At 64.7% G+C, this 19,769-nt stretch carries 17 protein-coding genes and 1 riboswitch; of the genes, 8 read left to right on the top strand and 9 right to left on the bottom strand.

All coding sequences use genetic code 11. The annotated features are described in order from the left end of the window. Positions 1–305: 305 nt before the first annotated feature. A complete protein-coding gene (fghA, locus tag ASC75_RS09050) occupies positions 306–1,139 on the top strand; it encodes an S-formylglutathione hydrolase (RefSeq protein ID WP_055973387.1) in 834 nt (277 codons plus the stop codon). A gap of 4 nt (positions 1,140–1,143) precedes the next feature. Here fghA and ASC75_RS09045 read toward each other — a convergent pair whose 3' ends face one another. From ASC75_RS09045 to thiC, 6 genes are read right to left on the bottom strand one after another with little or no spacing between them, the layout of a single operon-like run. Then, the gene (locus ASC75_RS09045) at positions 1,144–1,896 is read right to left on the bottom strand and encodes a hydroxymethylpyrimidine/phosphomethylpyrimidine kinase (RefSeq protein WP_055973435.1); all 753 of its coding nucleotides are present in this window, start codon (positions 1,894–1,896) and stop codon (positions 1,144–1,146) included. Further along, positions 1,887–2,492 carry a thiamine phosphate synthase gene (locus ASC75_RS09040; protein WP_055973384.1) on the bottom strand — a complete coding sequence of 202 codons (606 nt, stop codon included), beginning with the start codon at positions 2,490–2,492 and terminating at the stop codon, positions 1,887–1,889. The genes ASC75_RS09045 and ASC75_RS09040 overlap by 10 nt, the downstream gene beginning before the upstream one ends. Continuing rightward, positions 2,489–3,262 (bottom strand): thiazole synthase, encoded by a 774-nt coding sequence (locus tag ASC75_RS09035; protein ID WP_055973381.1) that lies wholly within the window; start codon positions 3,260–3,262, stop codon positions 2,489–2,491. Before ASC75_RS09035 ends, ASC75_RS09040 begins: the two co-directional genes overlap by 4 nt. Positions 3,263–3,266: 4 nt before the next feature. Continuing rightward, positions 3,267–3,464 carry a sulfur carrier protein ThiS gene (thiS, locus tag ASC75_RS09030; RefSeq protein ID WP_055973378.1) on the bottom strand — a complete coding sequence of 66 codons (198 nt, stop codon included), beginning with the start codon at positions 3,462–3,464 and terminating at the stop codon, positions 3,267–3,269. After that, complete coding sequence (thiO, locus tag ASC75_RS09025; protein WP_055973375.1) at positions 3,448–4,437, bottom strand: glycine oxidase ThiO; 990 nt, start codon at positions 4,435–4,437, stop codon at positions 3,448–3,450. The genes thiS and thiO overlap by 17 nt, the downstream gene beginning before the upstream one ends. Next, positions 4,434–6,260, bottom strand: coding sequence for a phosphomethylpyrimidine synthase ThiC (gene thiC, locus ASC75_RS09020; protein WP_055973372.1), 1,827 nt, complete (start codon positions 6,258–6,260; stop codon positions 4,434–4,436). The genes thiO and thiC overlap by 4 nt, the downstream gene beginning before the upstream one ends. Before the next feature lie 108 nt (positions 6,261–6,368). Then, positions 6,369–6,485, bottom strand: a riboswitch (TPP riboswitch). Between the two features lie 200 nt (positions 6,486–6,685). On the opposite strand from thiC, the gene ASC75_RS09015 reads away from it, so the two are divergent. The 5 genes from ASC75_RS09015 (at position 6,686) to ASC75_RS08995 (ending at position 12,720) form a co-directional block, all read left to right on the top strand. After that, on the top strand, positions 6,686–7,921 hold the full coding sequence (locus ASC75_RS09015; RefSeq protein ID WP_055973369.1) for a 3-methyl-2-oxobutanoate dehydrogenase (2-methylpropanoyl-transferring) subunit alpha: 1,236 nt from the start codon (positions 6,686–6,688) through the stop codon (positions 7,919–7,921). Positions 7,922–7,924: 3 nt separating this feature from the next. After that, the gene (locus ASC75_RS09010; protein ID WP_055973366.1) at positions 7,925–8,938 is read left to right on the top strand and encodes an alpha-ketoacid dehydrogenase subunit beta; all 1,014 of its coding nucleotides are present in this window, start codon (positions 7,925–7,927) and stop codon (positions 8,936–8,938) included. A gap of 2 nt (positions 8,939–8,940) precedes the next feature. After that, positions 8,941–10,281 carry a dihydrolipoamide acetyltransferase family protein gene (locus ASC75_RS09005; protein ID WP_055973363.1) on the top strand — a complete coding sequence of 447 codons (1,341 nt, stop codon included), beginning with the start codon at positions 8,941–8,943 and terminating at the stop codon, positions 10,279–10,281. A 4-nt stretch (positions 10,282–10,285) separates the two neighbouring features. After that, positions 10,286–11,683, top strand: a complete 1,398-nt coding sequence (lpdA, locus tag ASC75_RS09000; protein ID WP_055973360.1) for a dihydrolipoyl dehydrogenase — start codon at positions 10,286–10,288, stop codon at positions 11,681–11,683. Between the two features lie 287 nt (positions 11,684–11,970). Continuing rightward, positions 11,971–12,720, top strand: a complete 750-nt coding sequence (locus ASC75_RS08995) for a F0F1 ATP synthase subunit A (protein ID WP_055973357.1) — start codon at positions 11,971–11,973, stop codon at positions 12,718–12,720. 94 nt (positions 12,721–12,814) lie between these two features. On the opposite strand, the gene ASC75_RS08990 is transcribed toward ASC75_RS08995, so the two are convergent. The 3 genes from ASC75_RS08990 to ASC75_RS08980 all read right to left on the bottom strand — a co-directional run bounded on the left by ASC75_RS08990 (position 12,815) and on the right by ASC75_RS08980 (position 16,913). After that, a complete protein-coding gene (locus ASC75_RS08990) occupies positions 12,815–13,585 on the bottom strand; it encodes a glycosyltransferase family 25 protein (RefSeq protein WP_055973355.1) in 771 nt (256 codons plus the stop codon). 585 nt (positions 13,586–14,170) lie between these two features. Next, complete coding sequence (locus ASC75_RS08985) at positions 14,171–15,505, bottom strand: solute carrier family 23 protein (RefSeq protein WP_055973352.1); 1,335 nt, start codon at positions 15,503–15,505, stop codon at positions 14,171–14,173. 55 nt (positions 15,506–15,560) lie between these two features. After that, on the bottom strand, positions 15,561–16,913 hold the full coding sequence (locus tag ASC75_RS08980; protein ID WP_055973349.1) for an 8-oxoguanine deaminase: 1,353 nt from the start codon (positions 16,911–16,913) through the stop codon (positions 15,561–15,563). Between the two features lie 822 nt (positions 16,914–17,735). Between ASC75_RS08980 and ASC75_RS08975 the strand changes: the two genes are divergently transcribed. Next, on the top strand, positions 17,736–18,731 hold the full coding sequence (locus ASC75_RS08975; protein WP_200943447.1) for an ABC transporter ATP-binding protein: 996 nt from the start codon (positions 17,736–17,738) through the stop codon (positions 18,729–18,731). Then, the gene (locus ASC75_RS08970) at positions 18,728–19,711 is read left to right on the top strand and encodes an ATP-binding cassette domain-containing protein (RefSeq protein ID WP_055973346.1); all 984 of its coding nucleotides are present in this window, start codon (positions 18,728–18,730) and stop codon (positions 19,709–19,711) included. The genes ASC75_RS08975 and ASC75_RS08970 overlap by 4 nt, the downstream gene beginning before the upstream one ends. The last annotated feature ends 58 nt before the right edge of the window (positions 19,712–19,769 follow it).

Raw genomic sequence — 19,769 nt, 5'->3', positions numbered from 1 at the left:
GATCGACCCGATGATCACGCATACGCTCAAGCTCGAAGACATCAACAAGGGTTTTGACCTGATGCATGCCGGCGAGAGCATCAGAAGCGTCGTCGTCTACTAGAAACGGAACCACGCCTGGGCCTTGTTGCGGGACTCCAAAGCCTCCCAGCTTGCCCGCATGTTCCCCAAGCCAGGCGTCGACCGGCGGTGCGTTCGAGGGCTCCACGACCTCTCGACCGCGCCGCCGGTATCTTTTTGAGCGTTGCAGGCCCCGTCCGCCGAGGGTATGCGGGGCGGGATTGTTTGATGAGAAGGCAGAGCAGATGAAGACCGTTTCCACGTCGAAGTCGCATGGCGGCATCCAGGGTGTCTATTCGCACGCATCGGAAGCGTGTGCCTGCGATATGACCTTTGCGGTGTTCGTGCCGCCGCAGGCCAAGGACGGTCCGGTGCCGGTGCTGTGGTATCTCTCGGGCCTGACCTGCACTCACGCCAACGTCATGGACAAGGGCGAATACCGTCGCCTCGCGGCCGAGCTCGGGCTGATGATCGTCTGCCCCGACACCAGCCCGCGCGGCGAGGGCATTCCCGACGAGAAGGACAACTGGCAGTTCGGTTCGGGCGCCGGCTTCTATGTCGACGCGACGCAGGAGCCGTTCGCGAAGAACTACCGCATGTATTCCTACGTCACCGAAGAGCTGCCGGCACTGATCGCGGCGAACTTCCCGGCCGATATGTCACGCCAGTCGATAACAGGTCATTCGATGGGCGGCCACGGCGCGCTGACCATCGCGCTGAAGAACCCGGAACGCTTCAAGAGCTGTTCGGCCTTCGCGCCGATCGCCCAACCCTCGACGGCGGGCTGGTCGAAGCCGGCGCTGGAAAAGTATCTCGGCGCCGATGAGGCTGCGTGGCGCGCCTATGACACGACGCTGCTGATCGAGGATGGCAAGCGTTTTCCGGAGTTCCTGGCCGACCAGGGGACCTCGGACGGCTTCCTCCAGGAAGGCCTGCGGCCGTGGCTGCTCGAAGATGCCTGCAAGAAGGCCGGCATCGGGCTGACCCTGCGCATGCAGGACGGCTATGACCATTCCTACAACTTCATCTCCACCTTCATGGACGACCATCTGCGCTGGCACGCCGCCCGGCTGGGCTAGGCGCTCAGGAGATCGAGGCGAGAAGCTTGGCGAAGACATGGCGCTTCGCCTTGCCGACGCTGTTCTCCAGCGTTTCGTTTTGCGCCAGATGCGCCGCTATCGCGCTCGCCAGCATGCAGCCGGTGCCGCGCATGGCCACCGGAATGCGGGAGGCGTCGAACCGGATTGGATCGCGTCCCGGCAGGAGCAGCAGGTCCGTCGACGATTCTCCCGATGCGTGACCGCCCTTGACGAGAATGGCGGGGGCGGCTGCGTCGAACAGCCTGCCGGCCTGCCGGAGGATGTCGCGTTCGCCAATGGCGAGCGGCAGGCCGGACAGCAGTGCCAATTCGGGCAGGTTGGGCGTGACCAGCGTGCACAGCGGAAACAGCTTGCGCTTGAGCGATGTCATGGCATTTGCGTCGAGCAATGGGCGTCCTGAGGTCGAGGCCAGAACCGGGTCGAGCACCACGGGGATCGGCAGGCTGCTTGCCAGCACCGAAGAGACCGCCTCTATGGTCGGGGCGCTGCCGAGCATGCCGATCTTGACCGCCTTGACCGGATTGGCGGCCAGGGCCGCGCGCATCTGGGCGGCAACGAGGTCGGGCGGCATCTGCTCGATGCGCGCGACCGCCTGATGCGACTGGACCGTTACCGCCGTGACCGCAACGCAGCTGCGCAGGCCGAAGGCCGACACCGTTTCGACATCGCGGACGATGCCGGCGCCGCCGCTCGAATCCGAGCCGGCGACGATGAGCACATGCGGAGTCATCGCCATCGAGCCGTCGCCGCCAGCCATTGGCGGGTGCGGCCCTCCGGGTCGGTATTCAAGGTGATGTCGGTGACGACGGCAGCGCTGTCAGCGCCTTGTGCGAAGACGCCAGGGATGCGCTCGACGTTGAGCCCGCCGATGGCGACCAGCGGCACCGTGCCGACGCGCTGTTTCCAGGTGGCGATGCGGTCGAGCCCCTGCGGTGTCCATTTCATCGCCTTGAGGATGGTCGGATAGACGGGGCCGAGCGCGACATAGTCTGGTGTTGCTGCAAGCGCCGTGTCGAGTTCGGCATCGTCATGGGTGCTGAGGCCGAGTTTCAGGCCGGCGCGGCGGATGGCACTTACATCGGCTTCGGCGAGATCTTCCTGGCCGAGATGGACGAAGTTGCAGCCCTCGTCGATGGCGAGGCGCCAGTAGTCGTTGACAATGAGCTGGCAGCCATGACCTTCACACACGGCTTTCGCAGCGCGGATTTCGCGGCGCAGGCCGGCCTCGTCCATGTCCTTGATGCGCAACTGCACCAGCTTCACACCCGATGGCACCAGCCGCTCGATCCAGGCCGCGGAATCGATGATCAGATAGAACGGGTCGAGTTTCATGAAAATGCTGCCATGCCGATGACGGGGGTGGAAGGAACAGCCATGTCTCGCGGTTCGAGCGGGCCGGCGAGGAATGCTTGCCGCCCTGAATCAACCGCCTTGCCGAAGGCGGACGCCATGGCAACGGGGTCGCCGGCCTTGGCGACCGCCGTGTTGAGCAGCACGGCGTCGTAGCCGAGTTCCATGACGGTCGCCGCATGCGACGGGCGGCCGATGCCGGCGTCGACGATCAAAGGCACGTTGGGGAAGTGGCCGCGCAGGCTGCGCAGGGCATCAGGGTTTTGCGGACCTCGCGCCGACCCGATCGGCGCGCACCAGGGCATCAGCACCTTGCAGCCGGCATCGACCAGCCGGCCGGCGACAACGAGATCGTCGGTCGTGTAGGGAAAAACCTCGAAGCCTTCTGCGGCGAGGATTTTCGCCGCATCGACCAGCCCGAACACGTCGGGCTGCAGCGTGTCGTGATTGCCGATGACTTCGAGCTTGATCCAGTTGGTGCCGAACACCTCACGCGCCATGCGCGCCGTCGTCACCGCTTCCTTGATCGAATGGCAGCCGGCGGTGTTGGGCAGCACACGCACGCCGAGCGACTGGATCAGCGACCAGAACTGCCCGCCGGTCTTGCCGCCGGATGTTTCGCGGCGCAGCGAGACGGTGACGATGTCGGCGCCAGACGCCTTGATCGCCTCGGCCATGATCGCAGGCGAGGGGTAGAGGGCGGTGCCCAGAAGCAGGCGGGAAGAGACCGGCTGTCCGTAGAGTTCGAGCATGAACTCACCCTCCCTTCATCGGTGCGAGGATTTCGATACGGTCGCCCTCGGCCAGCGCGCAGTCGTCGCGTTCCCTTGCCGGCACAACCTCGCCGTTCAGCGCCGTGGCGAGCCAGCCGCCCTCGTAGTCGAGTTCTGCAAGCAATGCCGCCAGCGTGCCGGCCGCAACCTCGTGGCTTTCGCCGTTAACGGTGAGTTTCATCGGCGAGCTCCTTCTTCGTCTCGTGGCCCAGGATCAGGCCGGCGGCCTGCCGCGCGATGGCGGGTGCGAGCAGGAAGCCGTGGCGATAGAGGCCGTTGATGCGGATGGTGTTCCCGTCGCGCTCGACGCGCGGCAGGTTGTCGGCGAAGGCGGGGCGGACGCCAACACCCGTCTCGACCAGTTCGGCCTCGCCGAAGGCCGGATGCAGCGCGTAGGCGGCGTTGAGCAGTTCCATCACCGAGCGCGTGGTGATCGGCCGGGTAGCGTCATTCTCGATCATCGTCGCGCCGACCATGAACAGGTTGCCCGACCGCGGGATGACATAAACCGGGATGCGCGGATGCAGCAGCCGCACCGGTCGCGCGAGGGAAACCTCCGTAGTGCGCAGGATCAGCATCTCGCCACGCACGCCGCGCAAGCCTGGCCGCGTGTCGGCCATGCCGGTGCAGTCGACCTCGATACCAGGCGACCCAGGCGCCTGCACGGCGCCAAAGCCGAACTCGAAACGCACGCCCATCTGCACGAGCTTTTCCTTTAGCCCTAGCAGCACCTTCCGCGGATCAAGGTGCGCCTCCCGGGCGAAGAACAATGCACGTCCGAAACGTCCTTCGAGGTCTGGCTCGAGTTCAGTGACGGCCTCGGCATCGATCTGCCGAAAAGCCGATGTGCGCCGGCCGAAGCGGTCGAGTTCGGCCGCATCACGCGCCGGTGCCACGACCAGCGTGCCGTTGCGCATGATATGGCCGGGCAAGGCGGCATTCCACCAGTCGGCGGCGTCTCGCCCGAGCGAGAGCACTGCCTCTTCGGCGCTTTCGCGCTCGCACCACGGCGCCAGCATGCCGCCGGCATGCCACGAGGCATTGCCGGCGATCTGCCTGCGCTTCTCGACCACGGTCACCTCGGCGCCGCGTGTCGCCAGCTCATGTGCGAGCGTCAGCCCGGCGACGCCTGCGCCGCGGATCAGCACCTTCATGGCTGGCTCGCTGTCTCCGCCGGCGCGGCGTTGTCGACCGGCATGTAGAGGTCGCCGCCGTCGCGGTACTTTGCCGCCATCGCTGCCAGCCCTTCCTTCTGCGCCTCGGCGCGGATGTCGTGGGAGATCCGCATCGAGCAGAATTTCGGGCCGCACATGGAGCAGAAATGCGCCACCTTGTGCGCCTCCTTGGGCAAGGTCTGGTCGTGGTAGGCGCGCGCCGTTTCGGGGTCGAGCGATAGGTTGAACTGGTCCTCCCAGCGGAACTCGAATCGCGCCCGCGACAGTGCATCGTCCCTGACCTTGGCCGCCGGGTGGCCCTTGGCGAGGTCGGCGGCGTGTGCTGCGATCTTGTAGGTGATGACGCCGACCTTGACGTCGTCGCGGTCGGGCAGGCCGAGATGTTCCTTGGGCGTGACGTAGCAGAGCATAGCCGTGCCGAACCAGCCGATCATCGCCGCGCCGATGCCCGAGGTGATGTGGTCGTAGCCGGGCGCAATGTCGGTGGTGAGCGGCCCGAGCGTGTAGAAAGGCGCTTCGCCGCAGACCTCCAGCTGCTTGTCCATGTTCTCCTTGATCTTGTGCATCGGCACGTGGCCGGGGCCTTCGATCATGACCTGGCAGTCCTTGGCCCAGGCGATCCTGGTCAGCTCTCCCAGCGTCTCCAGTTCGGCGAACTGGGCGGCGTCGTTGGCGTCCGCAATCGAGCCGGGGCGCAGGCCGTCGCCGAGAGAGAACGCGACGTCATAGGTGCGGCAGATGTCGCAGATTTCCTCGAAGTGCTCGTAGAGGAAGCTCTCCTTGTGATGGTGCAGGCACCACTTGGCCATGATCGAGCCGCCGCGCGAGACGATGCCGGTGACGCGGTCGACGGTCAGGTGGATGTAGGCCAGGCGCACGCCGGCATGGATGGTGAAGTAGTCGACGCCCTGTTCGGCCTGCTCGATGAGCGTGTCGCGGAACACCTCCCAGGTCAGGTCCTCGGCGATGCCGCCAACCTTTTCGAGCGCCTGGTAGAGCGGCACCGTGCCGATGGGCACCGGCGAATTGCGGACGATCCAGTCGCGGATGTTGTGGATGTTGCGGCCGGTGGACAGGTCCATCACCGTGTCGGCGCCCCATCGCGTCGCCCACACCATCTTCTCGACCTCCTCGGCCATCGACGAGGTGACGGCGGAATTGCCGATGTTGGCGTTGATCTTGACCAGGAAATTGCGGCCGATGATCATCGGCTCGCTCTCGGGATGGTTGATGTTGGAGGGGATGATGGCGCGGCCGCGCGCCACCTCGTCACGGACGAATTCGGGCGTGACGAAATCGGGAACGGCTGCGCCGAAGCTTTCGCCGTCGCGCTGGAGCTTTGCCTTGAGCTGCTCGCGGCCAAGGTTTTCGCGGATGGCGACAAATTCCATCTCGGGCGTGACGATGCCGGCGCGGGCATAAGCGAGCTGGGTGACGGCGCGACCGCCGGTGGCGCGCAGCGGGGCGTTGCGCACCGGAAACGCCGGCGTCAGCCGTTCGGGCGAGACGAAGCCGTTGTCCGCGTCTTTGATCGCGCGGCCGTCATAGCGCTCGACGTCGCCGCGGGCGACGATCCAGTCCTCACGCAGCCGTGGCAGGCCGCGCTCGATGTCGGTCTGCACCGTCGTGTCGGTATAGGGGCCGGACGAATCGTAGACGGAGACGGGCGGCTCGCCGGATGTCGGGTGAACCGATATTTCGCGCATCGGCACCCGGATTTCGGGATGCAGCTTTCCTGCCTTGTGAACCTTCCTCGAAGCGGGAAGTTCGCCGGTCGTGACTGTCGGGGTGTGGGCATTCATGAGTGAGTCTCCGGTGCTATGGAGACCCAGTTCGTGCGATGAGGAGGAGGTGAGGTTTTGCCCGGGGACCTCGGGCGTGAACCCGATTGCCAAAGCCGGATAGCCGGCCTGCAGCGCCTCGCACCGTCCCTACGCCAGTGTGAACTGGATCAGGTTCAACGGGTCACTGCGCTGCGCGAGCCAGCAGTATCTCAGCCCCTTGTCGGGACCCCCCTGGTGAGGCCGGCAACATGGGCGAGGAATGCCGGTGCTGTCAACGGCCTTTCGTTGAAGCCGAGACAATGCCAAAGTCCCTGATGTCGGGACCCCATTGAAGTTTCGATGACGATCGGATAATAGGTCAGCATCACTGACATAAATTGTCTGGCGCTTGCGGTGTTCCGGGGAAGGACGTTCGGCCCGCAGGCGAGACAGGAGGAGCATCCGTGACGGACAATCCCTCGCCGCTCAAGTTTCACGTGCCCGAGCCCGAAGTGCGACCGGGCGGAACGCCCGACTTCTCCAACGTGCCGATCCCCAAGGCCGGCTCGGTCGACCGGCCGCCGGTCGATGTCGACCCCAGGACGATCCGCGATCTCGCCTATTCGATCATCCGCGTGCTCAACCGCGAGGGCGATGCGGTCGGGCCGTGGGCCGGCACGCTGACCGACGAGGAACAGCTCGAAGGCCTGCGCCACATGATGACGTTGCGCACCTTCGACGCGCGCATGCAGATGGCCCAGCGCCAGGGCAAGACCTCGTTCTACATGCAGCATATGGGCGAGGAGGCGGTGAGCTGCGCATTCCGCAAGGCGCTCAACAAGGGCGACATGAATTTCCCGACCTATCGCCAGGCCGGCCTGCTGATCGCCGGCGGCTATCCGATGGTCGACATGATGAATCAGATCTATTCCAACGAGATGGATCCGCTGAAGGGCCGGCAGCTGCCGATCATGTATTCGGCCAAGGAGCACGGTTTCTTCTCCATCTCCGGCAATCTGACGACGCAGTACATCCAGGCGGTGGGCTGGGCGATGGCGTCTGCCATCAAGGGCGATACCAAGATCGCGGTCGGCTGGGTCGGCGACGGTGCCACCGCCGAGAGCGACTTCCACGCCGCACTGGTCTTCGCCTCGACCTACAGGGCGCCCGTCGTGCTCAACGTCGTCAACAACCAGTGGGCGATCTCGACCTTCCAAGGCATCGCCCGCGGCGGCTCCGGCACCTTTGCGGCGCGCGGCCTCGGCTTCGGCATCCCGGCCCTGCGCGTCGACGGCAACGACTATCTCGCCGTCCACGCGGTGGCGAAATGGGCGGCCGAGCGCGCCCGCAGCAACCTCGGGCCGACACTGGTCGAATACGTCACCTATCGCGTCGGGGCGCACTCGACCTCGGACGATCCCTCTGCCTACCGGCCCAAGACCGAGTCGGACGCCTGGCCGCTCGGGGACCCTGTGATCCGGCTGAAGAACCATCTCATCAGGCGTGGCCTGTGGTCCGACGACCGCCACAAGCAGACCGAGGCCGAGATCCTCGAAACAGTCATCGCAGCGCAGAAGGAAGCCGAGAGCCATGGCACGCTGCATGCCGGCGGCAAGCCGTCAACGCGCGACATGTTCGAGGGTGTCTATGCCGAGATGCCGGCGCATCTCCGTCGCCAGCGCCAGAAGGCGGGAGTGTAGCCCATGCCGCGCATGACAATGATCGAGGCCATCCGCAGCGCCATGGACGTTGCCATGGGCCGCGACGACAACGTCGTCGTGTTCGGCGAGGACGTCGGCTATTTCGGCGGCGTCTTCCGCTGCACGCAAGGGCTTCAACAGAAATACGGCCGGTCGCGCTGTTTCGACGCGCCGATCAGCGAACTGGGCATCGTCGGCGCTGCCGTCGGCATGGCTTCCTATGGCCTCAAGCCCTGCATTGAAATCCAGTTCGCCGACTATGTCTATCCAGCATACGACCAGATCGTTTCGGAAGCGGCACGATTGCGCTACCGCTCCAATGGCGAATTCACCTGCCCGATCGTCATCCGCATGCCGACAGGCGGCGGCATCTTCGGCGGCCAGACCCACAGCCAGAGCCCCGAGGCATTGTTCACCCATGTTTCAGGCCTCAAGGTGGTGGTTCCGTCCAATCCGCTCGACGCCAAGGGACTGCTGATCGCTTCGATCGAGGACCCCGATCCGGTGATCTTTCTGGAGCCGAAACGATTGTACAACGGTCCCTTCGACGGCCATCACGACCGACCCGTCACGGCCTGGTCCAAGCATGATTTGGGCGAGGTGCCGGAAGGCCATTACACGGTGCCGCTCGGCAAGGCCGAGATTCGCCGGCCCGGTTCCGCCGTCACCGTGCTCGCCTATGGCACCATGGTCTATGTCGCCCAGGCGGCAGCCGAGGAGACCGGCATCGACGCCGAGGTGATCGACCTCAGGACGCTGCTGCCGCTCGATCTCGAGACCATCGTCGCCTCGGTCAAGAAGACCCGCCGCTGCGTGGTGGTGCATGAGGCGACGCTGACGTCGGGTTTCGGCGCCGAACTGGTGTCGCTGGTGCAGGAAAACTGCTTCTACCACCTCGAAGCACCCGTCGCCCGCGTCGCCGGCTGGGACACGCCCTATCCGCATGCCCAGGAATGGGACTACTTCCCCGGACCCAAACGGGTCGGCGAAGCTTTGATCGAAACAATGGAGGCCTGAGCATGGGCGAACATGTCATCAAGCTTCCCGACGTCGGTGAGGGCGTGGCCGAGGCCGAACTGGTCGAATGGCACGTCAAGATCGGCGACCTCGTGCGCGAGGACGCCGTACTTGCCGCCGTCATGACCGACAAGGCGACGGTCGAGATCCCGTCGCCCGTCGATGGCGAAATCCTCTGGCTTGGCGCCGAGATCGGCGACACGGTCCCGGTGGGCTCGCCAATCGTCAGGATCAAGGTTGCCGGCGAGGGTGGTGTGGCTGCGACAGAGGCTGAGAAGCCTTCGGGTGTGCAGGGTACCCCTACCCCTGACCCCTCCCCACAAGGGGGAGGGGAACAACCGTCCATTGCCGTCTCGAAATCCGACACTTCGAAGGCCGGCAAAGAAACTGCAAAAGCGCCAACCGGATCCCCCTCCCCCTTGGGGGGAGGGGCTAGGGGTGCCGCCGCGACCATCGGTCTGCCGCGCCCAGAGGGCGAGCGGCCGCTGGCATCGCCCGCGGTCAGGCTGCGGGCCAAGGAAGCTGGCATCGACCTGCGCCAGGTCTCCGGTACCGGTCCGGCCGGCCGCATCACCCATGACGATCTCGACGGCTTTGCGGCGCGGGGTTCGGCGGTTCCCACGGCCGGGCTGCTGGCAAGGACCGAGGTCGAGGAGATCAAGGTCATCGGGCTGCGCCGGCGGATTGCCGAGAAGATGGCGCTGGCCAAGTCACGCATCCCCCACATCACCTATGTCGAGGAGATCGACGTCACTGCGCTGGAGGAACTGCGCGCCAAGCTCAATGCCTCGAAGAAGCCTGACAGGCCGAAGCTGACCTTGCTGCCGTTCCTGATGCGGGCGCTGGTCAAGGCGGTGGCCGAGCAGCCCCAGCTCAACGCGATCTATGACGACGATGCCGGCGTCATCCAGCGCCATGCCGGCGTGCATATCGGCATGGCGGCGCAGACCCCGGGCGGGCTGATGGTGCCTGTCGTCAGGCACGCCGAGGCGCGTGACATCTGGGATTGCGCTGGCGAGGTCAACCGCCTGGCCGAAGCCGCCAAGGCCGGCACCGCGACGCGCGAAGAGCTGACCGGCTCGACCATCACCATCACCTCGCTCGGCGCGATGGGTGGCGTCGCCACGACGCCCGTCATCAACTATCCGGAAGTGGCGATCGTCGGGGTCAACAAGATCATGATCCGGCCGATGTGGGACGGCACCCAGTTCGTGCCGCGCAAGATGATGAACCTGTCGTCCAGCTTCGACCATCGCGTCATCGACGGCTGGGATGCGGCAGTCTTCGTCCAGCGCCTGAAGGCGCTGCTCGAGGCGCCGGCAATGATCTTCGTGGAGGGCTGAGGCTGTGAAGGAAATCTCCTGCAAGCTTCTCGTCATCGGTGCCGGTCCCGGCGGCTATATCTGCGCCATCCGCGCCGGTCAGCTCGGCGTCGACACGGTCATCGTCGAGGCGGTCAAACCTGGCGGTACCTGCCTCAATGTCGGCTGCATCCCGTCCAAGGCGATGATCCACGCGGCCGACGAGTATCTCAAGGTGAGCGAAATGGCCGGGGGCACCAGCCCGCTCGGTATCAGCCTGTCCGCACCTGCGCTCGATCTTGCCAAGACCGTCGCCTGGAAGGACCGCATCGTCGGCCGCCTGACCACCGGCGTCGCAGGCCTGCTCAAGAAGGCCAAGGTCAAGTCGGTGCAGGGCTGGGCGCGTTTCCGCGACGGCAAGACCGTCGAGGTCGAGACCGAAACCGGTCTGCAGGTGATCCGTGCCGAGACCATCGTCATCGCGACGGGATCGGCTCCCGTCGAACTGCCGTTCCTGCCCTTTGGCGGGGCGGTGATTTCTTCGACCGAAGCGCTGGCGCTCAAGCAGGTGCCGCAGGCGCTGGCGGTTGTCGGCGGCGGCTACATCGGGCTCGAGCTCGGAACGGCCTTCGCCAAGCTCGGCGCCAAGGTGACCGTGGTCGAGGCGTTGCCGCGCATCCTGCCGCAATACGATGCGGAGCTTACCCGGCCCGTCGCCAAGCGGCTGGAAGCACTCGGTGTCAAGGTGCTCACGGGCGCCAAGGCCAAGGGCTTGTCCGCCAAGGGCGACGCACTTCTGGTCGAAGCGGCCGACGGCGGCGAGCAGAAGATTGTCGCCGACAAAGTGCTCGTCACCGTCGGCCGCAAGCCGCTGGTCGACGGCTGGGGCCTGGAAGAGATCGACCTCGACCGCGACGGCCGCTTCATCCGCATCGACGAGCAGTGCCGCACCTCGATGCGTGGTATCTATGCCATCGGCGACGTCACCGGCGAGCCGATGCTGGCACACCGCGCGATGGCGCAGGGCGAGATGGTCGCCGAGATCGTCGCCGGCCACAAGCGCAGCTGGGACAAGCGCTCGATCCCCGCCGTCTGCTTCACCGATCCCGAGGTCGTCACTGCGGGTCTGTCGCCAGATGAGGCCAAGGCCCTCGGCATCGAGATCAAGTCGTCGCAGTTCCCGTTCTCGGCCAATGGCCGGGCGATGACCTTGCTCGGGGAGGACGGGTTCGTCCGCATCGTTGCCCGCGCCGACAACCATCTGGTGCTCGGCATCCAGGCGGTGGGCACCGGCGTTTCGGAGCTTTCGGCCGCCTTCGGCCTGGCAATCGAGATGGGCGCACGTCTCGAAGACATAGCCGGTACGATCCACGCCCACCCGACGCAAGGCGAAGCCTTCCTCGAGGCTGCGCTGCGCACGCTCGGCCACGCGCTCCACATCTGACGTGGAGCGCTTTGCGCCGCGTCACCTTGTGTCTTGTCTGCGCTCGCCGGTTAGGCTAACAAGCCCACGCACTGGACGACCAGTGCCTTGCTCATTCGGGGACGGCCCCATCCAAAAGATGGCGCCGATCAATTGTCACCCCGACCGAAATTCATCCTGAAAAATAGCGAAGACGTTGCGGACCGGCGATTGACGGCCCGTGGGCGCACTCGGCCGCCCCGGGCTTCCGGGCCTCGCTCCTTGATGCGCGCTTTTTCATCACCAATCGAACAGACCGGAGAGGCGCTGTGGCGGGACCGATAGAACAGTTTGAAATCAAGCCGATTTTCACCCTCTTCGAGCTTGGGGGCCAGGAAATCGCCTTCACCAATTCGGCTGCCTACATGGTGGGCGTTGCGGTGTTCAGCGGGTTGTTCCTGATGCTTTCCACCAATGCGCGCGCGCTGGTGCCCACCCGCCTGCAGTCGATCACCGAGCTGATCTACGAGTTCGTTTCGAAGACATTGCGCGACAATGCGGGCGAGGGGGGGATGCGCTTCTTCCCGCTGGTGTTCTCGCTGTTCGTCTTCATCCTGATCGCCAACCTGGCCGGCATGTTCCCCTATGCGTTCACGGTCACCAGCCACATCATCGTGACGTTCTCGTTCGCCATGCTGGTGTTCGCGACCGTCACGCTCTACGGCATCTGGAAGAACGGTCTCGGCTTCTTCCGCCTGTTCCTGCCATCCGGCGTGCCACTGGTGCTTTCGCCGATCATCGTGCCGATCGAGATCGTGTCCTACATCTCGCGGCCGATCAGCCATTCGGTGCGACTGTTCGCCGTCATGCTCGCCGGCCACATCACGCTCAAGGTGTTTGCCGGCTTCATCGTCAGCCTCGGCGGCATGGGCACGCTTGGTGTCTTCGCAGCCGTCCTGCCGCTGGCGATGACGGTGGCGCTGACCGCACTGGAACTGCTGATGGCGGTGATCCAGGCCTACATCTTCACCATGCTGACCTGCATGTACCTGAACGACGCCCTGCATCCCGGGCACTGAAGACAGGGCAGCATCCAAACGCGAGGCCCGCCCGTTGCTGCGGGCCTTTTCGTTTCAGGCTCCGGCACAGAAGCGGCAGGCGACCGCCTCAGCTTCAGCCGAATGGAATACGCTGCTTCGTGAAGTCGTCGAGCTTCATGGCCCGCCTAACAAGAGCCCAGGCCTGGCGGAAGGGGCGGACGAATTCATGCCGCAGTTTCCGGATGCTGCGCTTCTGCCTGGGACGCGGCTCCGAAAAGCGGAACAGGTCGATGGTGCTGTGGAATTCGCCGACGGCTTCGGTCTCGACGGTGCTCTTCTGCCTGACTGGCGCAGGGATCATCTGGTAGACGTTCATGTCGTCGATGACGGGTTGCCCGAACACGAACATGTCCAACGGAAGGACAAAGTGCTCGGAGACCTCGATGAGCCTTGCGGCGGCTGCCCGTGAGACGACGTAGCAGGCGCCACCTTCGTGCAGCGAATGCAGCCTGCGGAGCGACCTGGCCGGCCCCAGGAAAATGGGGTCGTTGGCGACCGCCGCCTTGGTTCCCGTCGTTTCGAGCTTGATGATGTCTGCGCCCGCGGGAATCCAGCTTTCAACAGCGAGGAAATGACCTGCAGCGGGAGCCAGCCAGGCGTCATCCTCCACGATCGCCGCGAACGCTTCGCCCGAGTGGAGAAATGCCTGCCAGGCCGACCGATGGCTCAGGAAGCACGCCGTTATGGCCGCTTGCATCTTGTGCACGGTCAAAACATCGTCGCCGAGTATCAGGCCGTCGATCGCCGGGATGCGGATGTAGGACAGGTTCAGGCGCTCGAATTGTTCGGCCATGAACGCCAGCCGGCCGGGCGAGCGGTCAAGATTGATCAGGTAGCACTTCATGGCAGCACGACCTCACGCCAGGCGTGGGGAATTCTAGCAGTTGCCGAGGCAAACGAAATCCCTCGCACATGCAGCAAGGGCTACTGGGCGCGGAAGCGGATTCCGCTCGTTTTCGTTAACCAACGATTAACCAAGCCCTTGCCTGTGGAGCTAATTTAGTGCTCACTAATCTTGCTGAGGGGTCACGTGGTGGCGGGAGAGTAAAATGACGTTCCGCGAGGTTCGGGAGCAGTTGAGAATTGTCGGAATCCTGATGAGCAAGAGGGGCAGCAGCATTCGGGTCAACCATTTCGGTGGCATGCCCGAGACTGCATGTTTCACTTCAAGCTTGGACGAAGCGCTAACGGCCGGCCTATCCATGGCGAGGCCAAAACACCTGCCAAAAAACTGGTGCGCGCATCGTTAACCGTCATGAACGCATGCCCGAAGGAGCCTCGGCGGCCGTGCGGCTGTTGAGAGCGGATGGTCGTGGGTTGGCCAGCCGGGCACGCATTGACGGAAGCATGTTTCGCTGAATTTCCATTGCTGGCCCCGCCGATTCCGGCTGGCGGGGCTGTCTCGTGTCGACTGTACGCATAGGCAGGGTCAGCGGCCCCGCAGCAGTTCGGGCATCCGCACCAGCAGGATTTCCGCGGCGAAGACGGTGACTGCACCCACGACGATCGAATGGGTGAGCATTTCGGCAAGGACCTGCGGCAGGCCTCCCGACAGCGCTCCAGCAAGTGCCGGGATGCCCAGACCCGCCATGAGGCCGAGCGGTGCGACCAGGTTCTTGACCGCCGAGCCGCGATCCTGGCTGGCCATCTGGATGCCGGTCATGACCACAGTCGCTGCTGCCGGCAGGAACAGGCCGCCGACCACGGCGGCCGGCGTCGCGACCAGCACTGCTGCGACCTTGGGCAGGAAGGCCAGCGCGATGAAGATGAAACCGGCGACGCGCACGACATGCCGGCTGGCGACGCCGGTCAGCCGGATCACGCCCAGGTTCTGGGCATAGGCGGTGGTGCCGAAGCCGCCGATGAGTGCCGCAAGCATCGACCCGCCCGCCTCGCCGGCGATACCGGCGTTGACGCGCTTGTCGCTGAGTTCGACGCCGGTCAGCCGGGCGGTGGCCTCATACATGCCCATGGCCTCGACCACCGCCACCACGAAGACGATGCACATGGTGATGGTGATTGCAGGATCGAAGGTGAGGGAGCCATAGGGCAGGAGCCTGGGGAAGGCGACCCAGGGTGCCTGGCCCACGCCCGAGAAGTCGAGTTGGCCCAGGCCGAAGGCCAGGGCGTCGCCGACGACCAGGGCGATCAGGAATCCGAACATGCGAAACGTGCCGCCGAGTGCCGCGCTGATCAGGACGACGGCGGTCGTCACGCAGGCGAGGAAGACGCTTTGGCCGGTGGCAAAATTGGACGTGCCGATGCCGCCAAAGAACTCCATGAATGTGAAGCCGGCAAGGGCTATGCCCACCAAGGTAATGATGGTGCCGGACACTGCCGGAGAAAGCAGCCGCCGCAGCCGGGCGAACTGGCCCAGCACCGACAGGATGAAGACGAACGCCGCCCCGATGATCAGCCCGAGGCTGGCGGCCGAAATGGTGCCGGCCTTGTAGTAGCCGATGGCCAGCGGAGAGAATGCCGAGGACGGGCCCTGCACCACCGGCAAACGCACGAGCTTGGTGCTCTGGATGACCGTGACCACGCCGGCGGCGAGGAATGTAGCCGTCACGAGATTGGTCGCCAGGGCGGCGGAAAAGCCCGCCACCGAGGCTATGAAGATCGGATCGAGCCAGGCATTGGACACAAGCGCCTGCTGCAGCCCCAATGCGATCCGGCGCTGGGCGGGGATGTTCTCCTCCACATCCCCGACCGCGCTTTCGACGACGTCATGCTCGCCCGCATGGGCTTGAACATATTCAGCCATGATACCTCCTCCCAGAAGTATGTGCCGCCTTGGCGGCGTTGAGTGATGCTGTTGGTCAGGCTTCGAGGCACTGCATGCGGCGTGAATGCCGGGCATGCTCGGCAAGCACGTCGCCGAGCCCGGGCATCACCGGGCGACCGTCCTCGACGAGGATCCGGCCGTTGACGACCGTCGTGCCGGCGGTCGCCGGGCCGCAGCGCAGCCAGGCCTCGACCGGGTCGCTGTGGGCGCCGGCGAGGGCCACCTCCGACATGCTCCAGAGGACGAAATCGGCGCAGGCGCCGGGCCTGAGGTGGCCGATCTCGTCTTCCCAGCCAAGGCAGGCCGCGCCGCCGCGGGTCGCGATGTCGAGCGCGTCGCGCGCCGACATCGAGTGCGGCCCGTTGCGGTAGCGTCCAAGCAGCAGCGCGGTGCGCGCCTCCAGCCACATCGAGGCATGGTCGGTGGAGGCCGAGCCGTCGCAGCCGAGCCCGACGCGCATGCCGCGCGCGCGCAGGCCCATGGCGTCGGCCGAGCCGCCGCCGATCAGCATGTTGGAGCACGGACACTGTGTGGCGCAGACGCCGGCATGGGCAAGCCGGCCGATCTCCGCGTCAGTGGGGTAGATGAAATGCGCGACCCAGGAGCGCTTGCTGGCCCAGCCGACGCGCTCGAAATATTCGGTCGGCGTGCAGCCATAGACCTCGGCGCAATACTTGTCCTCCTCGGGGTCCTCGGCGAGGTGGGTGTGCAGCCTGAGGTCGTATTTGTCGGCGAGGCGCGCCGATTCCGACATGATGCGTTCGGTGACGGAAAACAGCGAGCACGGCGCCAGCGCCACGCGCGTCATCGCGCCCGGCCTGGCGTCGTGGTACGCCTCGACCAGACGGATGCTGTCGTCGAGGATGTCGTCCTCGCGCTGGACCACCGAGGCCGGCGGCAGGCCGCCATCCTCGACCGAACGCGTCATAGACCCGCGCGTCGCGTAGAAGCGGAAGCCGATGTCGGTGCTGGCGCGGATCTGGGCGTCGATCAGTTTGGGCTTGGGATGGACATACATGTGGTCCATCGAGGTGGTGCAGCCGCCCATCAGCAGTTCAGTCATCGCGACATAGGTCGAGGCGTAGACGGATTCTTCCGTCAGGCCCGCCCACATCGGGTAGAGCCCGGTCAGCCACTCGAACAATGTGCCGTTGGTCACCGGCGCGTAGGAGCGTGTCAGGTTCTGATACATGTGGTGGTGGGCGTTGATCAGGCCGGGCGTGACCAATCGGCCGCGCGCGGAGATAACCTTCGCAGCGACCGGTTCGTCGCCGGCCTTGCCCACCGAATGGATTCTCTTGTCTTTGACGGCGATCCAGCCGTCGGCGATTTCCCAACCGCGATCGACATACACGTATGCGTCACGGACGAGCAGGTCTACGGACATGCAACTTCTCCAGGTCGGTTCTCATTCACTCCGACGAAGCTGCGTGTCAGCCTCGTCGCGCTATGAGCCCTGTCCCTGGAATTGCGAGTTCCGGATCGTCATCGACTGGTAGGTTGAGCGGGCTTGCTCTGATCATGCTGTCCAGACACCGACTGACGCTGCAGTCGCCATCCTCGCCTGAGCGAAAGCTCGCGCGTTCGCATCATCAGGCAACGGCGATGCAATCGCAGATTTGCCCTTGTGTCAATTTATTTTCATTTGAGGGATTGCGGTGCCACGCAACGCTGCAACGGGGTCAGGCCGCAGCGGGGCCTCCGCCTGTTGCTTCTTGCGTTCGAAAATCAAACGAACGGCCCGCCTGGATGCTCGATCCAAGCGGGCCATTGGCATTGCGTAGGTGGCGGGGGCGGGTGGCCGACGCAACGCTTGAACGATACATTTAAGGCGTCACGTCGGCGTTACCCCACCTGCCCATGATACATCTTACTCCGCCACGGCTGGCAGGCAATTAGCTCAATGGATGGATGTCGGCAGAGGCCATTTACGACCTCAAAAGTATACGATATTGTCAATACATTGTGCATAATGTGACTTGAATTCACCTCTCTGAGGTGATTGCGGGCCGCATGGTGCCGCCGTCAATCTAACATGCCATGGGAGGCTGAAAGGCCCGAGAAGGCAGCCTAAGCAGGCTTCTGCCGGCTGCTGAACACCCCAGGCGCCGTACATCTTATTCTTCGTGAGTACGATGTTGACAATAAATTGTATACATGAAACGAATTGGTGATCGCGCTTTCCAACTCGATCTCGGGAGGAAACTGAGTGCTGCAGGACGCCGATGTCGTTCTTTCGGTCCGTAATCTGAGGACCGCTTTTGTCACCCCTGCCGGCGTCGCCCGGGCGGTTGACGATGTAAGCTTCTCGCTCAGCCAGAATGAAATTCTGGCCATCATCGGCGAGTCCGGCTCCGGCAAGACAGTGACCGCGCTGTCGCTGATGAAACTGGTGCCGACGCCGCCGGGCAAATATCTTGGCGGCGAGATCGAGATCGACGGCAAGAACATCCTCGCCCTCAGCGAGCGCGAACTCGAAGACGTGCGCGGCAAGACCATCGGCATGATCTTCCAGAACCCGCGCGCCTCGCTCGATCCTTCGTTCACCGCCGAGTTCCAACTCGTCGAGACCCTGCTGCGGCACAATCCGCAGCTCGACCGCACCGCCGCCCAGGCCGCCGCCCGTGAGGCCCTGATCGAGGTTGGCTTCGCTGACCCGGACAGGGTACTCGCAAGCTACCCGCACCAGCTCAGCGGCGGCATGTGTCAGCGCGTCGGGCTGGCGATGGCGCTCGCCTGCCAACCCAAATTGCTGATCGCCGACGAGCCGACGACCGCGCTCGACGTCGGGGTGCAGGCGAAGATCCTGCTGCTGCTCAAGAACCGCAGCCGCGACACCGGGCTGCCGATCGTCTTCATTACCCACGACATCGGCGTGGTACGCGCCATCGCGACGCGTGTGCTGGTGATGTATGGCGGGCACGTGCAGGAGGAAGGCGCGGTCGAAGACCTGCTTGCCACGCCGCACCATCCCTACACCCAGGCGCTGATCCGCTCGATTCCCGACCCGGACGAGGATCACGGCAGCATGACCTACATTCGCGGCGAGCCGCCAAATCTGCTGGCGCCGCCGAAGGGCTGCCGCTTCGCTCCGCGCTGCGAACATGCCACCGGCCGCTGCCGCGACGAGGTTCCGGCGTGGCACAATCCCGAGCCGGGACGCTACGTCCGCTGCCACCTGTTCGACCTGGAGGCACGCCAGTGAGCGCCCAGAACCTGATCGAAGTCCGCAACCTCAACAAGGCCTTCACGGTCAGGCGCGGCGCCTTGTTCAGCCGCACGACGGCAAGTACCAAGGCCGTCAACAACGTCAGCCTGGATATCAGGAAGGGCGAGATTCTCGGCTGCGTAGGCGGATCCGGTTCGGGAAAATCGACGCTTGGCCGGATGATCCTGCGGCTGATCGAGCCCGACAGCGGCGAGGTCCGCTACGACGGGCAGAACCTCGGTGCGCTTTCCCAGGAAGAGATGCGGGGCTTCCGCCGACGCATGCAGATCGTCTTCCAGGACCCGCTGCAATCGCTCAATCCACGCCGGACCGTGGCCGAGAATGTCGAGCGGCCGCTGCTCAATTTCGGCACTCCTAAGGCGGTCGCCCGCCGGCGCGTCGAGGACTTGCTGGAGCTTGTCGGCCTCGATCCGACACAGTCCTATCGCTATCCGCACGAGTACAGCGGGGGCCAATGCCAGCGCATCGCCATCGCCCGCGCCCTGGCCCTGGAGCCGGAGTTCCTGTTCCTCGACGAGCCCGTCTCGGCGCTCGACGTCTCGATCCAGGCGCAGATCCTCAACCTGCTCGGAGACCTTCAGAAAAAGCTCAATCTCACTTTCCTGTTCGTCTCGCACGATTTGAAGATCGTCAAGCAGTTCTGCGACCGCACGATCGTCATGTACCGCGGCAATATCCTCGAGACGGGATCGAGCGAAGCCGTCTACCGCGAGCCGAAACATCCGTTCACCCGCGATTTCCTGGGAACCGTCCTGCACGTGCGCGGCGACATGCGCTGGGAGCAGGCGGCCGAACGCGCCGAAGACCTCGAGGGAACGGCCAAGCTCGGGGGTTCGTGCTGCCCCTATGTCGGCAATTGCGCGGACTGCTTCGAGGCATGCCGTCGATCCGCACCGCCGCTGATCGAAATAGAAAACCAGCGCAACGTCGCCTGCTTTCTCTACGACCACCGCTGAGGGGCGGTGGCGCGGAGGAAGAAACATCTGTCCAACTGGGAGGAAAAGCATGATGTTT

The organism is Aminobacter sp. DSM 101952 (assembly GCF_001424795.1).
GTDB classification, from domain to species: domain Bacteria; phylum Pseudomonadota; class Alphaproteobacteria; order Rhizobiales; family Rhizobiaceae; genus Aminobacter; species Aminobacter aganoensis.
Note: the sequence above shows the minus strand (reverse complement) of the source record. Positions and strands in the feature narration are given on the sequence as shown.